The following is a 16,133-nucleotide window of genomic DNA, read 5'->3' on the forward strand; positions in this document are numbered from 1 at the left end:
TCCACCATGCAAACAACCACAGACATTGAAACCACCGGGCACACCTGCGCCGCCTGGCACGACGTGGGCGAACCCGATGACTTCCCGGACGGCGCCGTCTGGCCCGTGGTGGTGGGCGGACTGCCCGTGGCGGTGTTCCGCGAAGGAGAGGGCTTGTACGCCCTGTACGACCTGTGCACCCACGGTGCCGCCAAGTTGTCCGATGGCTACGTGGAAGACGGCTGTGTGGAATGCCCCTTGCATCAGGGCACCTTTGACATCCGCACGGGCGCTCCCTGCAAGGCACCGGTCACCGAAGCGGTGCGCACGTTCCCGGTGCGCGTGGTGGCGGGGCGGGTCGAGGTGGGCGTGTAGTGCACACCGATTTTCTTTTGAACGTTGTTAGACAAGGACTGAAGATGGCTCTCACATTTCGCTCATCCTCTCGCGTGCACGTTGTGGCACGCCTGACGGCTCTGGTGGCCCTGGCGGCCTGCAGCTGCGTATCTGCGATTGCGCAGTCCGGCCCCATCAAGGTCGGCATGGCGCTTGATATCTCGGGCCCATTTGCAGGCCCCGGTGCCGAGGCGCGTGACGGCTTTGCCCTGGCGATCAAGCAGCTCGGGGGCAAGCTGGGCGGCCAACCGGTCGAGTTTGTGCAAACCGACATGGCCGGCAGCCCCGACCAGGCCAAGCAGCTGGTGGACCGCTTTGTGCAGCGCGAGAAGATCGACCTTTTCACCGGCCCCATCGCGTCGAACGTGGCGCTGGCGGTGGCGCCTTCGCTGTTCGCGGCCAAGGTGCCTTACCTCTCGAACAACGCCGGTCCCAGCCAGCTCGCAGGCGCCCAGTGCAACGCGTATTTCTTCGGCACGGCCTACCAGAATGACCAGTTCCACGAGGCTGCTGGGCAGTTTGCTGCCGATCAGAAATTTGGCCGCATGGTGGTGATGGCGCCCAACTACCCGGCGGGCAAGGACGGCATCATCGGCTTCAAGCGCAAGTACAAGGGCCAGGTGGCCGACGAGATCTACACCAAGGTCGGGCAGATCGACTACGCCACCGAGCTTGCCCAGCTGCGCGCGGCCAAGCCTGATGCGGTGTATTTCTTTTTGCCAGGTGCCATGGGCATCAACTTCATCAAGCAGTTTGTGGGCGCAGGCCTGTCCAAGGACATCATGCTGGTCACCAGCGGTTTTTCGGCCGACGAAGACATCATCGGTGCGGTGGGCGAACCGATGTTGGGCCTGTTCAACACCACACACTGGGCGCATGACATGGACAACGCGCCCAACAAGGCCTTTGTGTCGGCTTTCCGCAAGGAGTACGGCGGCCGCTATCCCTCCATCTACGCAGCCCAGGCTTATGACGTGATTGCCGCCATGGACGCCGCTGTGAAGGCCGTGGGCGGCAAGGTGAGCGACAAGGAGGCTCTTATCAAGGCCTTTGCCAAGGCGCAGTTTCCCTCGGTGCGTGGCACGTTCCGATACGCCAACAACCACTTCCCGGTGCAGAACTTCTACCTGCGCACCATCGGCAAGAACGCTGAAGGCCGTGTGACCAACAAGACCATCAAGACGGTGCTGGAGAACTACGGCGATGCCTATGCCAGCCAGTGCCCGTTGAAGTGATCGTTGGCAGCCCACTTGAACAGGCCCTTGCGCACCATGAATCCGATACTTGTCTTCGAGCAGTTGCTCAACGGCACGGGCTATGGGCTCATGCTGTTCCTCATCGCTGCGGGCCTCACGCTGGTCTTCGGCATCATGGACGTGATGAACCTGTCGCATGGCTCGCTGTTCATGGTGGGGGCCTATGTGGCGGCCACCGTGCATGTGCAAAGCGGCTCGCTGGCAGGCGCCGTGCTGGTGGCCATAGCGGCCACGATGCTGGTGGCGGTGCTGCTGGAGGTGACGCTGATGCGCCGCCTGTATGGGCGTGACCACCTGGCCCAGGTGCTGGCCACGTTCGGTGTGATTTTGGTGGCCGACGATGCCGTAAAGATGGTGTGGGGCCCGTCCCCCATCATGGCCCCCACGCCCGCAGCCCTGGCGGGGCCGGTGGAGCTGTTTGCCGGGCTGCCTTACCCCTCGTACCGCCTGGTGGTGCTGGGCGCAGGGGTGTTGGTGGCAGGGCTTTTGTACCTGCTGGTCAACCACAGCCGCGTGGGCATGCTGGTGCGGGCGGGGGCATCCGACCGGTGGATGGCCGAGCTGATGGGCGTGCGCGTCAAGCGCGTGTTCAGTGGCATCTTTCTGCTGGGTGCTGCACTGGCCGCACTGGCTGGTGCGCTGATGGGACCCATCATGGCCGTGCAGGTGGGCATGGGTGAGTCCATTTTGATTCCTGCGCTGGTGGTCATTGTCATCGGCGGCATTGGCTCGGTGCGGGGCGCCTTTGTGGCCGCGCTGCTGGTGGGCCTGGTGGACACCATTGGCCGAGCCTTCCTGCCGCTGCTTCTGCGCGCTACCTTGCCGCCCGCCGTGGCTGCCGACCTGGGGCCGCTGTGCGCCGAAGTGGCCATGTACGCGCTGATGGCCGCAGTGCTGTCTTTTCGCCCTGCGGGGCTGTTTTCTGCCAAGGGCTGAAATGAAACACCCCCTGAGTCGCTTCGCGCCTTCACCCCTTTCTCGACTCGCGGCGCGAGTCGGGAGGGGGACGCCCCCAGCGCAAGCTCTGGATACGCCGCCTTTGCGGCGGGGCGGCTCTTGCGCGGGGGCACTGGCCTTGGCCGCGCCAGTTCCATGCGCTGCGGGTGGCGTATAGAACCGACGGAACCTGATATGCCTTCTTCCCTGAGTTTTACTTTTTCCGCGTTGCAGCAGGAGAATGTGCCGCGCTGGCGTGGCGCACTGCTGCCGCTGGCCTTGCTGGTGGCGCTGGCGCTGTTCCCGCTGGTGGCATCGGCCCTGGGTCTGGATTTCTACATCGGTTTTGTGCGCCGCGTGCTGGTGGTGGCCCTGGCTGCTGCCAGCCTGAACTTCATCATGGGCTTTGGTGGCATGGTGGCCTTGGGTCATGCCGGGTTCGTGGGCGTGGGGGCCTATGCGGTGGTCATGCTCTCGGATGCGGGCGTGACATCGGCCTGGGTTGTGTGGGCTGCAGCCATGGCATTGGCGGCATTGGCGGCGTTGCTGATTGGCGCTGTATTGCTGCGCACCAGGGGCGTGTACTTCATCATGATCACGCTGGCTTTTGCGCAGATGCTGTATTTCGTGTTTGTGTCACTGCGCAGTTATGGCGGCGACGACGGCTACACCCTGCCCATGCGGCCGCTGCTGGGCCTGGGCCTCAACGGGGCCGATGAGTCCACGCTGTATTGGGTGGTGCTGGCGCTGGTGGCTTTGGTGCTGTGGTGGCTTGACCGGGCCACGGCCTCGCGTTTTGGTGCAGCGCTCACGGGCATCCGCGACAACGAAACGCGCATGCGGGCGTTGGGCTACCCGGTGTATCTGCTGCAGCTGACTGCATTTGTGCTGGCGGGGGCGGTGGCGGGACTGGCTGGTGCGTTGCTGGCCACTGGCAACAGCTTCGTGAGCCCGTCGATGATGCACTGGACGCAATCGGCCACGCTCATTGTGATGGTGGTGATTGGTGGCCTGGGCCGACGTTGGGGCGGGCCAGTGGGGGCTGCGGTGTGGCTCACGCTCGAAGAGGTGCTCAAGCTCAATACCGACTACTGGCACATGCCGTTGGGGGCGCTGTTGATCGTCACCGCTCTGTATGCGCCCCAGGGCCTGGCGGCGCTGGCAGACCGGCGTGCAAGGAGTGCCCGATGAGCCTGTTTCAAGTCGAAGGCCTGGTCAAGCGCTTTGGCGGCCTGCTGGCCACCGACCATGTGAGCCTGTCGGTGGAGCGGGGAGAGATCCATGCGCTGATTGGCCCCAACGGCGCTGGCAAGACCACGCTGGTCAACCAGATATCGGGCCTGCTGCAGCCCGATGCAGGGCGTGTGCTGCTCGACGGCGTGGACATCACTCCGCTGCCCATGCACGGCCGTGTGGCCCACGGGCTGTCGCGGTGCTTCCAGGTGACGCGCATCTTCCCTGCGCAGACCGTGCGTGACAACCTGCTGCTGGCGGTGCAGGCGCACAGTGGCTCCAGCTTTCGTTTCCTGCAGCCACGTTCGCAAGCCGCTGAGCTGTACGCCAAGGCAGACCAACTGGCAGAGCGCGTAGGGCTGCAGCACAGCCTTGCCGAGACGGCGGGGGCCTTGCCGCATGGCGCACAGCGCACGCTGGATGTGGCGCTGGCACTGGCTGCGGGTCCCAAGCTGCTGCTGCTGGATGAGCCCATGGCGGGCATGGGGCCAGATGAGTCGCAACAGATGGTGCAGCTCATCGAGGCTCTGCGCAAGGACATGGCGGTGCTGCTCATCGAGCATGACATGGAGGCCGTGTTTCGCCTCGCCGACCGCATCTCCGTGCTGGTGTATGGCCGTGTGCTCACCGCTGGCAAGCCCGACGAGATCCGCAACCATCCCGAGGTGCAGGCTGTGTACCTGGGCACCGAAACGCTGGAGACCATCGCATGAGCGCGCCAGAGCCCCTGTTGAACTGCCAGGCCCTGGAGGCCGGCTATGGCGTGAGCCAGGTGTTGTTTGGTATTGACCTTCAGATCGCGGCAGGCGAAGTGGTTTCGCTGCTCGGCCGCAACGGCATGGGCAAAAGCACCACGATCAAAGCCCTGGTCGGTGCGCTGCGCCCTACAGCCGGTGGCATCCGCTTTGCGGGGGAGGCGACCGGCAGGCTCAAGACCGATGCCATCGCCCGTCTGGGCCTGGCCATCGTGCCCGAGGGGCGGCATGTGTTTCCCAACCTCACCGTGCGCGAGCATCTGGTGGCCTTTGCCGACCACCGCAATGGCCTGCGCGATGCGTGGGACCTGGAGCGCATCTACGCTGTGTTTCCGCGCCTGAAGGAGCGGCAGAACAACCTGGGCAACCAGCTATCGGGGGGCGAGCAGCAGATGCTGGCCATTGGCCGAGCGCTGTCCACCAACCCGCGCCTGCTCATCCTGGATGAAGCCACCGAAGGCCTGGCGCCGGTGATCCGCGAGGAGATCTGGCGCTGCCTGGCCACGCTCAAGGCCGCTGGGCAGACCATTCTCGTGGTGGACAAATACGTGCACCGCCTGGTGGACCTTGCAGACCGCCATGTGATCCTGGAGCGCGGGCGGGTGGTGTGGCAGGGCGACTCTGCTGCGCTCAATGCAGACCGCAGCCTGTGGGCGCGTTACCTTACGGTGTAAGGGTTGAAGGGCCGACCATGCTGGACTGTGATGTGGACTTGGATCTACAGAAATCGCCATCTGCGCAGGCATACGCTGAACTCCGTGCGCAGGAGCACCGCGTCACGCTGCTGCCGGCCGGCAAGATGTTTGTGGCGCAGCTTGGCGAGAGTCTGCTGGACGCCGCAGCGCGCGCAGGCATCCGCTTGCCCCACCATTGCAAAACGGGCAGCTGCGGCGCCTGCAGGGCGCAGGTGCTGCATGGGCCGGTCCAGGATATTGCTGGGGCCTTACCCTCCGCGCTGACGGCTGAAGACCTGGCCCAGGGCCAGCGCCTTTTGTGCTGCTCGGCTGCAGCGGGTGACCTGCAGCTGGAGTGTGCCGAGATCCCCCACATTCCGGGTATCGATGTGCGCAAGCTACCGGTGCGGGTGGCGGCCATGGAGCGTCTTGCACCTGATGTGGTGCGCGTGCAGTTGCAACCGCCCGCAGGCCAGCGCCTGCACTACGCGGATGTGCTGCTGCCTGGCAACCGGCGTCGCAGTTATTCGCTGGCCACCCCGGCGCGTGAGGGCGTTGACCTGCTGGAGCTGCACATCCGCCACCTGCCGGGCGGCCTTTTCACGGACCAGGTGTTCGGCAAACTCAAGGTGCGCGATGTGCTGCGCATTGAGGGGCCGTTTGGTACCTTCGGCATGCACACCGCCACCGATGCCCCGGCCATTCTTCTGGCGAGCGGAACAGGCTTTGCGCCTATCAAGGCATTGGTGGAGCAGCTCCTTGCTGCGGGGAGTGGACGCCGAATCACCCTGTACTGGGGCGGCCGCGCGCGGCAGGACCTGTATCTGCATGACCTCTGCAAGGAATGGGAACAGGCCTGGAAGGGACGCCTGACCTATGTGCCGGTGCTGTCAGACTCCCCCGAAGCCGATGGTTGGACGGGACGGAGGGGCTGGGTACATCAGGCCGTGTTGCAGGACCATCCAGATTTGTCGCAGCATGAGGTGTATGCCTGCGGTGCGCCCGCCATGGTGAATGCCGCGCGGCGAGACTTTATGGCCTTGGCCGGTATGCAGTCCACCCTGTTCTTTGCAGATGCCTTCGTGGCACAGCCGGGGTGAGCGGGGATCAGTGCGGTGGGCCCAGGCGCTGGCGTGTCTCTGAGGGCGTCTCGCCGAAGCGCCGGCGGTAGCCTTCTGCAAAGTGGCCGAGGTGAAAAAAACCATAGCGCGCGGCGATATCCGACACCTGCGGTGCACGTTCTGCAAACTTGCTTTGCAGTGCCGTGCGGGCGGCATCAAGCCGCAAATCCCGAAGGAATGCCATGGGGCTCTTACCCGTGCATTGCGCAAAGGTCTGCTGCAGCGAGCGGGCGCTGACGCCCACATGCGCGCACACATCGGCCAGGGTGATGGGTTGTTCCAACTGGCTGTGCATGTACTCCTGCGCACGCTTGACCACGCGCGGCAGCACCGTGGGCACTGCGCCAGAACTGAATGCACCCGAGGCCAGTGCCGCTGAGTAGTTATGCCCCGTGCTGAGCAGCAGGCTGGTAAGCAGGTGGTTCTCGGCCTGCTCGGCCAGCACCGGGTGTCCCAGCAGGATGGCATTGGTTTCTACCGCAGAGCGCAGGTAGGCAATGAAGCTCGTCATGCCCAAGAGTGCCGGGTTGGTCAGGTCCACCCCCAGGTCAAACACCAGCGGCTGGTGCAAGGGCGCCTGCAGCAGTGCAGACAAGCGTGATTGCACAGCGGCACGGTCTATCTTGACGATGAATTGTGGGCTGTCGTCATGCCAGTGCATCGACAGCGCTTCAGTGGGCGATGGCAGCGAGGCCATGAGCGCATGCGATTCCACGGCCTGGCTGCCGCACCGCACCATGGCGCCGCCGCGCAGCGGAATCTGCAGCAGGTAAAAGCCTCCCAAATGGCCAGGCTCAATGCGCACCGCCGGCCCGTACTGCACGTAGTTCAGGCTTGCGTCGCGGTGCAGGGGCACGCTGTGGTGGCAGGCGTCAAGCTGCGCGCCCGGGCGCAGTGTGGCCAGGTCATGCGGGCAGAACACGCGGCCCACGAACTCGCGCGCCTCGTCCAGGTCGTGGCTGTCGAACAGGCGATAGCGCTCCAGCGGTAGCGGGTGCGCGGTGCTGTTCTGCTGGGCGGTGTGCATGCGGTTTGGCCGGTGGGATGTTGGTTCTTGGGAAAGCACGAAACACGCCACGGCAGGGGCGCGAAAACATGCGTTTGTGGGATACGCCCTGCGCTTTCGGGATGTGGATGCGCGGGCTGCTTTTCTATTCTTGTGCATGCCCCGGGTGCTGCGCAAGAGCGTTAGCACCGGGTGCATGGGGGCGGATGTGACGGCGTGTTACCGCTGCTGCACCGCAACAGTCATTGCAATAGCCACAGGAGTCAGCATGGTCCAGGGATTTGAAGGCATGCGCGGCAAGAGCGCGATCGTGACCGGGGGCGCCACCCTCATCGGTGCCGGGGTGGTGCGTGCACTGCACCAGGCTGGGGTGCGGGTGGTGGTGGCCGACATCAATGCCGAGGCCGGACAGGCCCTGGCGGACGAGTTGGGCGATGGGGTGCTGTTCAGCCGCACCGACATCACCGACGACGCCCAGGTGGCTGCCTGCGTGGCGCTGGCCGCAGAGCGCCACGGCGGGGTGAACTACCTGGTGAACCTGGCATGTTCCTATCTGGACGATGGTATCGCCTCGCCGCGCGAGGACTGGCTGGCCTCGCTCAATGTCAACCTGGTCAGCGCGGTGATGGTGCTCAAGGCCGTGCGCCCGCACTTCCAGCGCTCGGGCGGCGGGGCGGTGGTCAACTTCACCAGCATCTCTTCGGGCGTGGCGCAGACCGGGCGTTGGCTGTACCCGGTGGGCAAGGCGGCCATGGTGCAGCTCACGCGCAGCATGGCCATGGACCTCGCGGGCGAGGGCGTGCGCGTGAACAGCGTTTCGCCGGGCTGGACCTGGTCGGCCATCATGGACCAGCTCACCGGCGGCGACCGCGCCAAGACCGACCGCGTGGCCGCGCCCTTCCACCTGCTGCGCCGCGTGGGCGACCCGGCCGAGGTGGCCAACGTGGTGCTCTTCCTGTGCTCGGACCTGGCCAGCTTCGTGACCGGCGCCGACTATGCCTGCGACGGCGGCTACTCGGCCATGGGGCCAGAGTCGTACGAGCCGGCCATCCCCAAACTCATGTCGTGAAGGAGCAGCCATGACCATCCGATCTGTAGGCATCATCGGTGCCGGTTTCGCCGGCCTTTCCACCGCCAAGGTGCTGCGCGCCTTTGGCTTTGAGGTGACGGTGTTCGAGAAGGAGCCCGACGTCGGCGGCGTCTGGGCGGCCTCGCGCCGTTACCCGGGCCTGACTACGCAGAACCCGCGCACCACCTATGCGCTGTCGGATTTTCCGATGCCGGCCAGCTACCCCGAGTGGCCTTCGGGCCAGCAGGTGCAGGCCTACCTGCAGTCATATGCCGAGCACTTCGGACTGGTGCCGTACCTGCGCATGTCCACTACGGTGGAGAGCGCGGTACTCGATGAAGAGGCCGGTGTGTGGACCGTGAAGGCGCGCCGAGCAGTGTCCGGCCAGGGCGGTGCCTTGCCGGCCGAGGTGCACCGCTTCGACTACCTGGTGGTGTGCAATGGCATCTTCAGCGAGCCGGCCGTGCCGCAGTACCCGGGCGCGGATTCCTTCGTGGCTGCAGGCGGGCGCGTGTGCCATACCAGTCAGTTCAACGACGCGAACGAGGCGCGCGGCAAGCATGTGCTGGTGGTGGGCTACGGCAAGTCGTCGTGCGACGTGGCCAATGCCATCGCGGCCGACAGCGCCAGCACCACGGTGCTCGCGCGCCAGCTGATCTGGAAGATCCCGAAGAAGTTCATGAACGTTCTGAACTTCAAGTTCCTGCTGCTCACGCGCATGGGCGAGGCGTTGTTCAAGTACATCGAGCCTAAGGGCTTCGAAAAATTCCTGCACGGGACGGGCTTGCCGGTGCGCAACTCCATGCTGGGCAGCGTGGAATCGGTGGTCACGCGCCAACTCAAATTACGCGAGATTGGCCTGCACCCCGGCACGCCGCTCGAAACCATTGCCCGCAGCACCGTGAGCCTGGTGACCGATGGCTTCTACGAGAAGGTGGCTGCCGGCACGCTCGGGGTGCGCAAGGGCGTGAGCATCCGCACGTTGCAGCCCGGCCAGGCCGTACTGAGCGATGGCGCAACGGTGCTTGCCGATATTGTGGTCTGCGGCACGGGCTGGCACCAGCAGGTGCCATTCTTTGACGGCAGCGTGCTGCAGCGCGTGACGGACGCGCGCGGCAACTTCCGGCTGTACCGCTCCATCTTGCCGGTGGGCATGCCGCGCCTGGCGTTCAACGGCTACAACTCCTCATTCTTCAGCCAGCTGAACTGCGAGATCGGTGCGCTGTGGCTGGCCAACCACCTGCGCGGCGGGCTGCAACTGCCACCGCCGGACCAGATGAACGCGCAGATCGACCGGCGCCTGGCCTGGATGGAGGAGCGCACCGACGGCAAGCATTCCAAAGGCACCAACATCATCCCGTTCTCGGTGCACAACATTGACGAACTGCTGCAGGACATGGGGCTGCCGCTTGGTGTGCTCACCCGCGTCAAGCAGTGGCTGGGGCCGGTGGATCCGTCGGACTATGCGGTGGTCACCCGGCAACTGCTGGCGCGGCATGCGAATGCCACCGTGGCTGTGGCAGCGCCCCAAGCCACCTCGGGGGCTGCGGCTTCCTGAACCTTCTTGAAACCACTAATACCCTCTACAAGGATCCCGAACATGCCAGGACAATGGATCACCCTCGAAGCCGCAGACGGCAGCGGCAGCTTTCGCGCTTACCTCGCCACACCCGCCAGTGGCGGCGGACCAGGGCTGGTGCTTGCACAGGAAATTTTTGGAGTGAACGGCACCATGCGTGACGTCGCCGACTACTACGCAGAGGAAGGTTATGTGGTGCTGGTACCCGATCTTTTCTGGCGCCAGGAGCCGTCTGTAGAACTCGATGCAGCGAAGGATATGCCGCGCGCATTTGCGCTCTACCAGGGCTTTGACGAAGCCAAGGGCGTGCAGGACCTGCAGACAGCCATCTCGGCGCTGCGTGCGCGCCCCGAGGTCCGCACGCAGGGCGGCAAGGTGGGTGTGCTGGGCTTCTGCCTGGGCGGCAAGCTGGCCTACCTGGCGGCCTGCCGTACCGATGCCGACGTGGCGGTGGGCTACTACGGCGTCGGCATAGAAGCTGCGCTGGCTGAAGCCGCTGATATCCAGTGCCGCCTGGTGCTGCACATCGCTGAGCTTGACGGTTTTTGCCCGCCGCCCGCGCGCGAGGCCATCGTGCAGACCCTTTCGGGCCGCGAGAACGTGGAGCTGTACATCTACCCCGGCACCGACCATGCGTTTGCACGCGTGGGTGGCGACCACTTCCACAAGCCGTCGGCCCTGATGGCACACCAGCGCAGCGTGGCTGCCTTGCGACGCGCAATGGGGCCACACTACGACCTCTCAGCTCTGTGGGACAAACACTGCGAATATGAGTTCGCCACGCGCAATGTGGACGCCACCATGTCCACCATGGTGGCGGAGCCCTATGTGAACCACATCCCCACCATGACGGGCGGTGTGGGCTACCGGCATCTGCACGACTTCTACACCCGTCACTTTGTCAACAGCAACCCACCTGATACCAGCCTGACCCCCATCTCGCGCACGGTGGGCGCCACGCAGGTGGTGGATGAAATGCTGTTTTGCTTCACCCATACCACCGAGATCCCCTGGATGCTGCCCGGCGTCGCGCCCACGGGGCGGCGCGTAGAAATACCGCTGCTGGCGGTGGTCAAGTTTCGCGGCGACAAGCTCTACCACGAGCATATCTACTGGGACCAGGCCAGTGTGCTTGTGCAGGTGGGGTTGCTGGATCCCAACGGCCTGCCCGTGGCAGGGGTGGAGACAGCGCGCAAACTGCTGGATGAAACGCTGCCGTCGAACGGGCTGATGGAACGGTAGAAAAACTCCGCAGGGTTTGCCGCATATCGCGTGCAGCAAACCCTGTGAGGCGGGTGTGCAAGCCCAGGCCTGCAGACTTTGCTGGCAACCCGTAAACTGCGCGGCTTGCCAACGGAGTCCGCATGAACAATATCCAACTCGGTCAGAGCGACCTGCACGTCACCCCCATCTGCCTGGGCACCATGACCTTTGGTGAACAGGTCAACGAATCTGATTCCCACGACATCCTCAGCCGCTCGCTGGCAAGGGGGGTGAACTTCCTCGACACGGCCGAGATGTATTCGGTGCCAGCCAAGGCTGAGACCTTTGGCGCTACCGAAACCATCATCGGCAACTGGTTCGCCAAGAACCCCGGTGCGCGCCAGAAACTGGTGGTGGCCACCAAAGTAGCAGGTCCTTCGCGCGGCATGCCCTGGGTGCGCGAGGGCAAGGGCATGGCTGCGGCCGATATCGTTGCTTCGTGCGAGGGCAGCCTGCGCCGCCTGCAGACCGATGTGATCGACCTCTACCAGATCCACTGGCCCGAGCGCCATGTGCCCGCTTTTGGCAACCTGTACTACGACCCTTCCAAAGAAACCTCCACCACCCCCATTCGCGAGCAGCTCGAAGCTTTGTCGGGGCTGGTGAAGGCGGGCAAGGTGCGGTACATCGGCCTGTCGAACGAGACGCCCTATGGTGTGCACGAATTCGTGCGCCTGGCCGAGCAGCACGGCCTGCCTCGTGTGGCTACGGTGCAAAACCCGTATTGCCTGATCAACCGCACCTGGGAAAACGGCCTGGACGAAACCTGCCACCGCCTGAACGTGTCGCTGCTCGCCTACTCACCGCTGGGTTTTGGCTTGCTGACGGGCAAGTACGACGAGAGCGGCATCACCGGCCCATCGGCACCCCAGGGCGCACGCATTGCCACGTATGAATCCGTGCGCAAGCAGCGCTGGGGCCGCCCCGAGGCGCTCACGGCATCGCGCCGCTACAACGCCCTGGCCCGTGCCAATGGCATGACGCCTACGCAAATGGCGCTGGCGTTCTGCTACACCAAGTGGCAGGTGGCCAGCACCATCATCGGCGTGACGTCGGTGGCGCAGTTGGATGAAGACCTGAATGCGTGGGGAACCACGCTGTCGCCAGAGGTGTTGAAGGAGATCGACGCCATCCGCTGGGAGCTGCGCGACCCGGCATTGTGATCACTGTGCACAGATAGCAAAAAGGGGCTGAACAGCCCCTTTTTTACGTCGGTCAGAACGGCTGGTGTCTATGCAACGGCGGTGATACGTCCTTCCTTCCACGGTGTGCCCTGCGCCTCACCCAGATCCCAAAACAGCCCTGCCATCACGGCCAGCCCTTCGCGGGCCACAGGTGCCAGCAGGTGCTCGTTGGGCGCATGTTGCGCGCACGCCGGGTACGAGTGGGGCACCCAAAGGGTGGGCAGGCCCAGCTGGTCCGCAAAGATGTCGTTGGGCAGAGAGCCCGCCAGGTTGGGCAGCAAGGTGGCAGGCTGCCCCGCGCTGGCTTGTAGCGACGCCAGCGTCCAGTCCACCCAGGGGTTGTGCAGGTCGAGCCGGGTGGCGCCGCACACCATGCCCATGGTGATCTCCACCTGGCTGAAACCATGCGCGTCCAAATGCTCGCGCAGCGTGGCTTGCACGTTCTTCCAGTCGGTGCCCACTACAAAGCGCAGCTGGCAATGGGCCACCGCTTGGGAAGGGATGGCATTGATCGGGCGTTGGGCGTTGCCCGCACCCAGAGCCAGCACTTCCAGCGTATTCCAGCCCACCAGTTGTTCGGCGGGCGTGAGGCCGGGTTCGCCCCATCCGGGCGTGAGCGCAGGGTCATCGACACCTGCGCCGATCACCACGTCTTTCAGTGCGGAGCGCAGCTTGTCGGGCACGGCAGGCGGTAGCAAGCCCTCGACCAGAATGCGGCCCTGGGCGTCCACCAACGTGGCCAGCGCGTGCGTGAGCACCGTAGCCGGGTTGGCCAGCACGCCGCCCCAGTTGCCCGAGTGGTAGGCCTTGTCGCGGCTGCGCACCGCGAGCGAAAAGTTGATGGCACCGCGCGAACCCAGAAAGAGCGTGGGGCGCGCCGCGTTCACCCGGGGGCCGTCGCTGGCCACGAAGAGGTCGGCTTTCAGCGCATCCCTGTGCTGTTCGCAGAATGCGGCCAGGCCGGGTGAACCGGCTTCTTCGCCCATCTCCATGAGCAGTGTCACGTTGTAGCCCAGACGGCCTTGGCGTGCCTCCAGCGTGTGCGCCAGCGCGGCAAGGCTGACGGTGTGTTGGCCCTTGTTGTCGGCGGTGCCACGGCCATACCAGCGGTCACCTTCAATGGTCAGCTCCCAGGGCGAAAAACCTTCGCGCCATTGGCTGTCCTGGCCGTTGACCACGTCGCCGTGGCCATAGGTCATCACGGTGGGCAAAGCGGGGTCTTCTACCCGGTGGGCCAGCAACAGCGGGCCACCCTTGGGATCGGGGTTTTCGAGCACCTGGCAGTCAAAGCCCAGCGGCTCCAGACAAGGCACGATTTCGTCGGTCAGGTAGTTGCGCAGCGTGGGGGGGACTTGCCCGGTGTCGCTTTCGGTGCGCCAGGTCACGCGTCGGCGCAGGTCATCGGCAAAGCGGCCGTCATCGAAGTAGTGGTGGACGTTGTTGATCAGTTGCTCTCGGTTCATCGTTTTCTCCTTGCTGGGGTCACTCCACCACGATCTGTGCGCGGTGGGCCAGCGCGCGGTAGCGCCCGATCTCGTCTTCCATGGCGGCGTGCATGGCCTTGGGGCCCACAAAAACGGGCTCCATGCCCTGGGCACGGATCTGGTCCTGCAGCTGGACGTCGCGCATGGCGGCCTCGACTTCTTTCACCAGTTTGTCCACGATGGGCGCGGGCGTGCGCGCCGGGGCTGCCACGGCGTACCAGCCGTCAAAGGCTGCGTCTGGCAGCTTCAGTTCCCGCACAGTAGGAACCGAGGGCAGGGCGCGGGCGCGCTCGTTGCCTGCAATGGCCAGTGCGCGCAGCTTGCCTGAGCGCACATGCGGTGCGGCACTGGCTACGGTGTCGATGGCCATCTGGATCTCACCGCCGATCAACCCCATCATGGCCTGTGCGCTGCCCCGGTAGGGCACGTCCTGCAGGCGCACGCCAGCGGCCTGCTCCAACAGTGCGCCGACCAGGTGGGGGGCCGAACCGGAGCCGAAAGTGGCGTAGTTGATAGTTTTGGGCGCGGCCTTTGCGGCGGCCAGCAGGGCGGCGAAGTCCTTGTGGGGCGAACTGGCGCTGACCACGATCACCAGCGGTGCGCGGGCAACGATGGCCACAGGCGCCAAGTCCTTGAGCGGGTCGTACGGCAGCTTGGGCCGCAGCGCAGCGTTAACGGTGTAGCTGGTGGAGCCCGACACCAGCAGGGTATAGCCGTCGGGCTCGGCCTTGACCACGCTGTCGGTGCCAATGATGGTGGAGGCGCCGGGCTTGTTGTCGATGACCACGGGTTTGCCCAGGCGCGTGGACAGCTTTTGGCCCAGCGCGCGGGCTACGGCGTCGGTGCCGCCACCGGGTGGGAAGGGCGCGACCAGGCGCACAGTGCGCTGGGGCCACGCCTCCGAGGGCGCAGCCGTCTGGGCAAGGGACAGGGTGCTGGCGCTGGCGAAGGTGGCCAGGACGGCGGACAGCAAAGAGACTCGGACAAGGCTTTTCATGCAGGCTCCAGAGGTTGATGCGTGGGGTGTTGGTAGCACTGCCGCAAAGGCGATCGCGCTGATATCCACAGCCATGGGTGAATTGGAGCCTTAAACCATGCAAGATGGGAGCCGGTTTACCATTGCTCTGGATAGAGATTTGGCAACTGAGCGTTGCCTTTTGGTTAGTAGGTACACGATGCCCATTTCACTGCTCAGCCTGCCCTTGCGTTACTTTCTGGAGGTGGCGCGCACCGGCTCTGTCAATCAGGCGGCGCAGCGCCTGTACGTGGCTGCATCGGCAGTGAGCCGCCAGTTGGGCAAGCTGGAAGACAGCCTGGGCGTGACGCTGTTCGAACGCCAGGCACGTGGCATGGCGCTGACTGAAGCGGGCACCCGGCTGCTGGCCCATGCCACGGCACACGATGCGCAGGCCACAGAATTGGTCGAGCAACTGCAAGGGCTGTCGGCCCAGCAGGCTTTGCGTGTACGGGTGGCCTGCACCGAAGGCTTTGCCGCGAGCTTCATGCCGCTGGTGATGTCGGCGTTCCGGCAGACGCACCCACAGGTGCAGCTGCAGTTGCTGGTGCACGTGCCGCAGGAAGTGTCGGCCCTGGTGCAGCGCGGAGACGTCGATCTGGCGCTGAAGTACAGCGTGGCGCCCGAGAAAGGTTTGCAGGTGCTGCATTCCGCCATTGCTCCGATCTACGCCATCATGCCCGCGCAGCACCCGCTGGCCCGTCAGCGCAGCGTGAGTGTGGCCGATGTGGTGCGTTATCCGCTGCTGCTGGGTGCGGGCGACACCACCGGGCGGCAGCTGTTTGACCTGAGCTGTGCAGTCCAGGGCCTGCGTTACATGCCTGCGGTGGAGAGCAATTTTTCGTCGGCGCTGCTGCCGCTGCTGGGCGGGCAGGACGTGGTGCTGGCCAGCTACCTCACGGCGTCGCGCTGGGTGGAGGCGGGCCTGCTGGCCGCCCGGCCGTTTGATGAGGTGCAACTGCAGCAGCGGCGTCTGCAGGTGCTGGCTGTGGAGGGGCGAGTGCCGTCGGCGCTGGTGCAGCAGTTCACGCAGGCGCTGGTGGCTGCCATTGAGCAGTACGGCAAGCGCAAGGTGGGGCGGCGCAAGACGACATCAGCGAGGGTGATCGAGGTGCCTTGATTCGGGCTGCCTGCCGTTCGCAGTGGGGGCTCGCAACTGGATACCATTCGTTCCCTACCCAGA

General features: G+C 64.9%; 15 protein-coding genes. 12 read left to right on the forward strand and 3 right to left on the reverse strand.

Annotated features, from left to right (window positions below; all coding sequences use genetic code 11):
• The first annotated feature begins 6 nt into the window (after positions 1-6).
• The 7 genes from andAb (at position 7) to NFX52_RS04155 (ending at position 6,329) form a co-directional block, all read left to right on the forward strand.
• Positions 7-354: an anthranilate 1,2-dioxygenase ferredoxin subunit AndAb gene (gene andAb / locus NFX52_RS04125; RefSeq protein WP_055402625.1), complete on the forward strand. Its 348-nt coding sequence runs from the start codon at positions 7-9 to the stop codon at positions 352-354.
• A gap of 44 nt (positions 355-398) precedes the next feature.
• The gene (locus tag NFX52_RS04130) at positions 399-1,610 is read left to right on the forward strand and encodes an ABC transporter substrate-binding protein (protein WP_055402623.1); all 1,212 of its coding nucleotides are present in this window, start codon (positions 399-401) and stop codon (positions 1,608-1,610) included.
• A gap of 36 nt (positions 1,611-1,646) precedes the next feature.
• Positions 1,647-2,567 (forward strand): branched-chain amino acid ABC transporter permease, encoded by a 921-nt coding sequence (locus tag NFX52_RS04135; RefSeq protein WP_055402712.1) that lies wholly within the window; start codon positions 1,647-1,649, stop codon positions 2,565-2,567.
• Between the two features lie 195 nt (positions 2,568-2,762).
• Positions 2,763-3,758, forward strand: a complete 996-nt coding sequence (locus tag NFX52_RS04140; protein WP_082437672.1) for a branched-chain amino acid ABC transporter permease — start codon at positions 2,763-2,765, stop codon at positions 3,756-3,758.
• Complete coding sequence (locus NFX52_RS04145) at positions 3,755-4,513, forward strand: ABC transporter ATP-binding protein (RefSeq protein WP_055402621.1); 759 nt, start codon at positions 3,755-3,757, stop codon at positions 4,511-4,513. The genes NFX52_RS04140 and NFX52_RS04145 overlap by 4 nt, the downstream gene beginning before the upstream one ends.
• A complete protein-coding gene (locus tag NFX52_RS04150; protein ID WP_055402619.1) occupies positions 4,510-5,229 on the forward strand; it encodes an ABC transporter ATP-binding protein in 720 nt (239 codons plus the stop codon). The genes NFX52_RS04145 and NFX52_RS04150 overlap by 4 nt, the downstream gene beginning before the upstream one ends.
• Positions 5,230-5,246: 17 nt before the next feature.
• The gene (locus tag NFX52_RS04155) at positions 5,247-6,329 is read left to right on the forward strand and encodes a 2Fe-2S iron-sulfur cluster-binding protein (protein ID WP_055402617.1); all 1,083 of its coding nucleotides are present in this window, start codon (positions 5,247-5,249) and stop codon (positions 6,327-6,329) included.
• 7 nt (positions 6,330-6,336) lie between these two features.
• On the opposite strand, the gene NFX52_RS04160 is transcribed toward NFX52_RS04155, so the two are convergent.
• A complete protein-coding gene (locus NFX52_RS04160) occupies positions 6,337-7,377 on the reverse strand; it encodes an AraC family transcriptional regulator (protein WP_055402615.1) in 1,041 nt (346 codons plus the stop codon).
• A gap of 247 nt (positions 7,378-7,624) precedes the next feature.
• On the opposite strand from NFX52_RS04160, the gene NFX52_RS04165 reads away from it, so the two are divergent.
• From NFX52_RS04165 to NFX52_RS04180, 4 genes are all read left to right on the forward strand, one after another.
• Positions 7,625-8,425 carry an SDR family oxidoreductase gene (locus NFX52_RS04165; protein ID WP_055402612.1) on the forward strand — a complete coding sequence of 267 codons (801 nt, stop codon included), beginning with the start codon at positions 7,625-7,627 and terminating at the stop codon, positions 8,423-8,425.
• A gap of 10 nt (positions 8,426-8,435) precedes the next feature.
• Positions 8,436-9,983 carry a flavin-containing monooxygenase gene (locus NFX52_RS04170; protein ID WP_055402610.1) on the forward strand — a complete coding sequence of 516 codons (1,548 nt, stop codon included), beginning with the start codon at positions 8,436-8,438 and terminating at the stop codon, positions 9,981-9,983.
• 42 nt (positions 9,984-10,025) lie between these two features.
• Positions 10,026-11,246 carry a dienelactone hydrolase family protein gene (locus NFX52_RS04175; protein ID WP_207401854.1) on the forward strand — a complete coding sequence of 407 codons (1,221 nt, stop codon included), beginning with the start codon at positions 10,026-10,028 and terminating at the stop codon, positions 11,244-11,246.
• 122 nt (positions 11,247-11,368) lie between these two features.
• Positions 11,369-12,430 carry an aldo/keto reductase gene (locus NFX52_RS04180; protein ID WP_055402606.1) on the forward strand — a complete coding sequence of 354 codons (1,062 nt, stop codon included), beginning with the start codon at positions 11,369-11,371 and terminating at the stop codon, positions 12,428-12,430.
• A gap of 68 nt (positions 12,431-12,498) precedes the next feature.
• On the opposite strand, the gene NFX52_RS04185 is transcribed toward NFX52_RS04180, so the two are convergent.
• Both NFX52_RS04185 and NFX52_RS04190 read right to left on the reverse strand, forming a co-directional pair.
• A complete protein-coding gene (locus NFX52_RS04185) occupies positions 12,499-13,914 on the reverse strand; it encodes a M20 family metallopeptidase (protein ID WP_055402604.1) in 1,416 nt (471 codons plus the stop codon).
• A 19-nt stretch (positions 13,915-13,933) separates the two neighbouring features.
• Complete coding sequence (locus tag NFX52_RS04190) at positions 13,934-14,932, reverse strand: Bug family tripartite tricarboxylate transporter substrate binding protein (RefSeq protein WP_055402602.1); 999 nt, start codon at positions 14,930-14,932, stop codon at positions 13,934-13,936.
• Positions 14,933-15,110: 178 nt separating this feature from the next.
• On the opposite strand from NFX52_RS04190, the gene NFX52_RS04195 reads away from it, so the two are divergent.
• Positions 15,111-16,070: a LysR family transcriptional regulator gene (locus tag NFX52_RS04195; protein ID WP_055402600.1), complete on the forward strand. Its 960-nt coding sequence runs from the start codon at positions 15,111-15,113 to the stop codon at positions 16,068-16,070.
• Positions 16,071-16,133 lie beyond the last annotated feature (63 nt).

This window comes from Acidovorax facilis (assembly GCF_023913775.1).
Classification (GTDB): Bacteria; Pseudomonadota; Gammaproteobacteria; order Burkholderiales; family Burkholderiaceae_C; genus Acidovorax; species Acidovorax facilis.

Excerpts from the sequence above, each read along its gene's own strand:
- andAb (WP_055402625.1), top strand. The coding sequence starts at position 7 with ATGCAAACAACCACAGACATTGAAACCACCGGGCACACCTGCGCCGCC.
- NFX52_RS04130 (WP_055402623.1), top strand. The coding sequence starts at position 399 with ATGGCTCTCACATTTCGCTCATCCTCTCGCGTGCACGTTGTGGCACGC.
- NFX52_RS04135 (WP_055402712.1), top strand. The coding sequence starts at position 1,647 with ATGAATCCGATACTTGTCTTCGAGCAGTTGCTCAACGGCACGGGCTAT.
- NFX52_RS04140 (WP_082437672.1), top strand. The coding sequence starts at position 2,763 with ATGCCTTCTTCCCTGAGTTTTACTTTTTCCGCGTTGCAGCAGGAGAAT.
- NFX52_RS04145 (WP_055402621.1), top strand. The coding sequence starts at position 3,755 with ATGAGCCTGTTTCAAGTCGAAGGCCTGGTCAAGCGCTTTGGCGGCCTG.
- NFX52_RS04150 (WP_055402619.1), top strand. The coding sequence starts at position 4,510 with ATGAGCGCGCCAGAGCCCCTGTTGAACTGCCAGGCCCTGGAGGCCGGC.
- NFX52_RS04155 (WP_055402617.1), top strand. The coding sequence starts at position 5,247 with ATGCTGGACTGTGATGTGGACTTGGATCTACAGAAATCGCCATCTGCG.
- NFX52_RS04160 (WP_055402615.1), bottom strand. The coding sequence starts at position 7,377 with ATGCACACCGCCCAGCAGAACAGCACCGCGCACCCGCTACCGCTGGAG.
- NFX52_RS04165 (WP_055402612.1), top strand. The coding sequence starts at position 7,625 with ATGGTCCAGGGATTTGAAGGCATGCGCGGCAAGAGCGCGATCGTGACC.
- NFX52_RS04170 (WP_055402610.1), top strand. The coding sequence starts at position 8,436 with ATGACCATCCGATCTGTAGGCATCATCGGTGCCGGTTTCGCCGGCCTT.
- NFX52_RS04175 (WP_207401854.1), top strand. The coding sequence starts at position 10,026 with ATGCCAGGACAATGGATCACCCTCGAAGCCGCAGACGGCAGCGGCAGC.
- NFX52_RS04180 (WP_055402606.1), top strand. The coding sequence starts at position 11,369 with ATGAACAATATCCAACTCGGTCAGAGCGACCTGCACGTCACCCCCATC.
- NFX52_RS04185 (WP_055402604.1), bottom strand. The coding sequence starts at position 13,914 with ATGAACCGAGAGCAACTGATCAACAACGTCCACCACTACTTCGATGAC.
- NFX52_RS04190 (WP_055402602.1), bottom strand. The coding sequence starts at position 14,932 with ATGAAAAGCCTTGTCCGAGTCTCTTTGCTGTCCGCCGTCCTGGCCACC.
- NFX52_RS04195 (WP_055402600.1), top strand. The coding sequence starts at position 15,111 with ATGCCCATTTCACTGCTCAGCCTGCCCTTGCGTTACTTTCTGGAGGTG.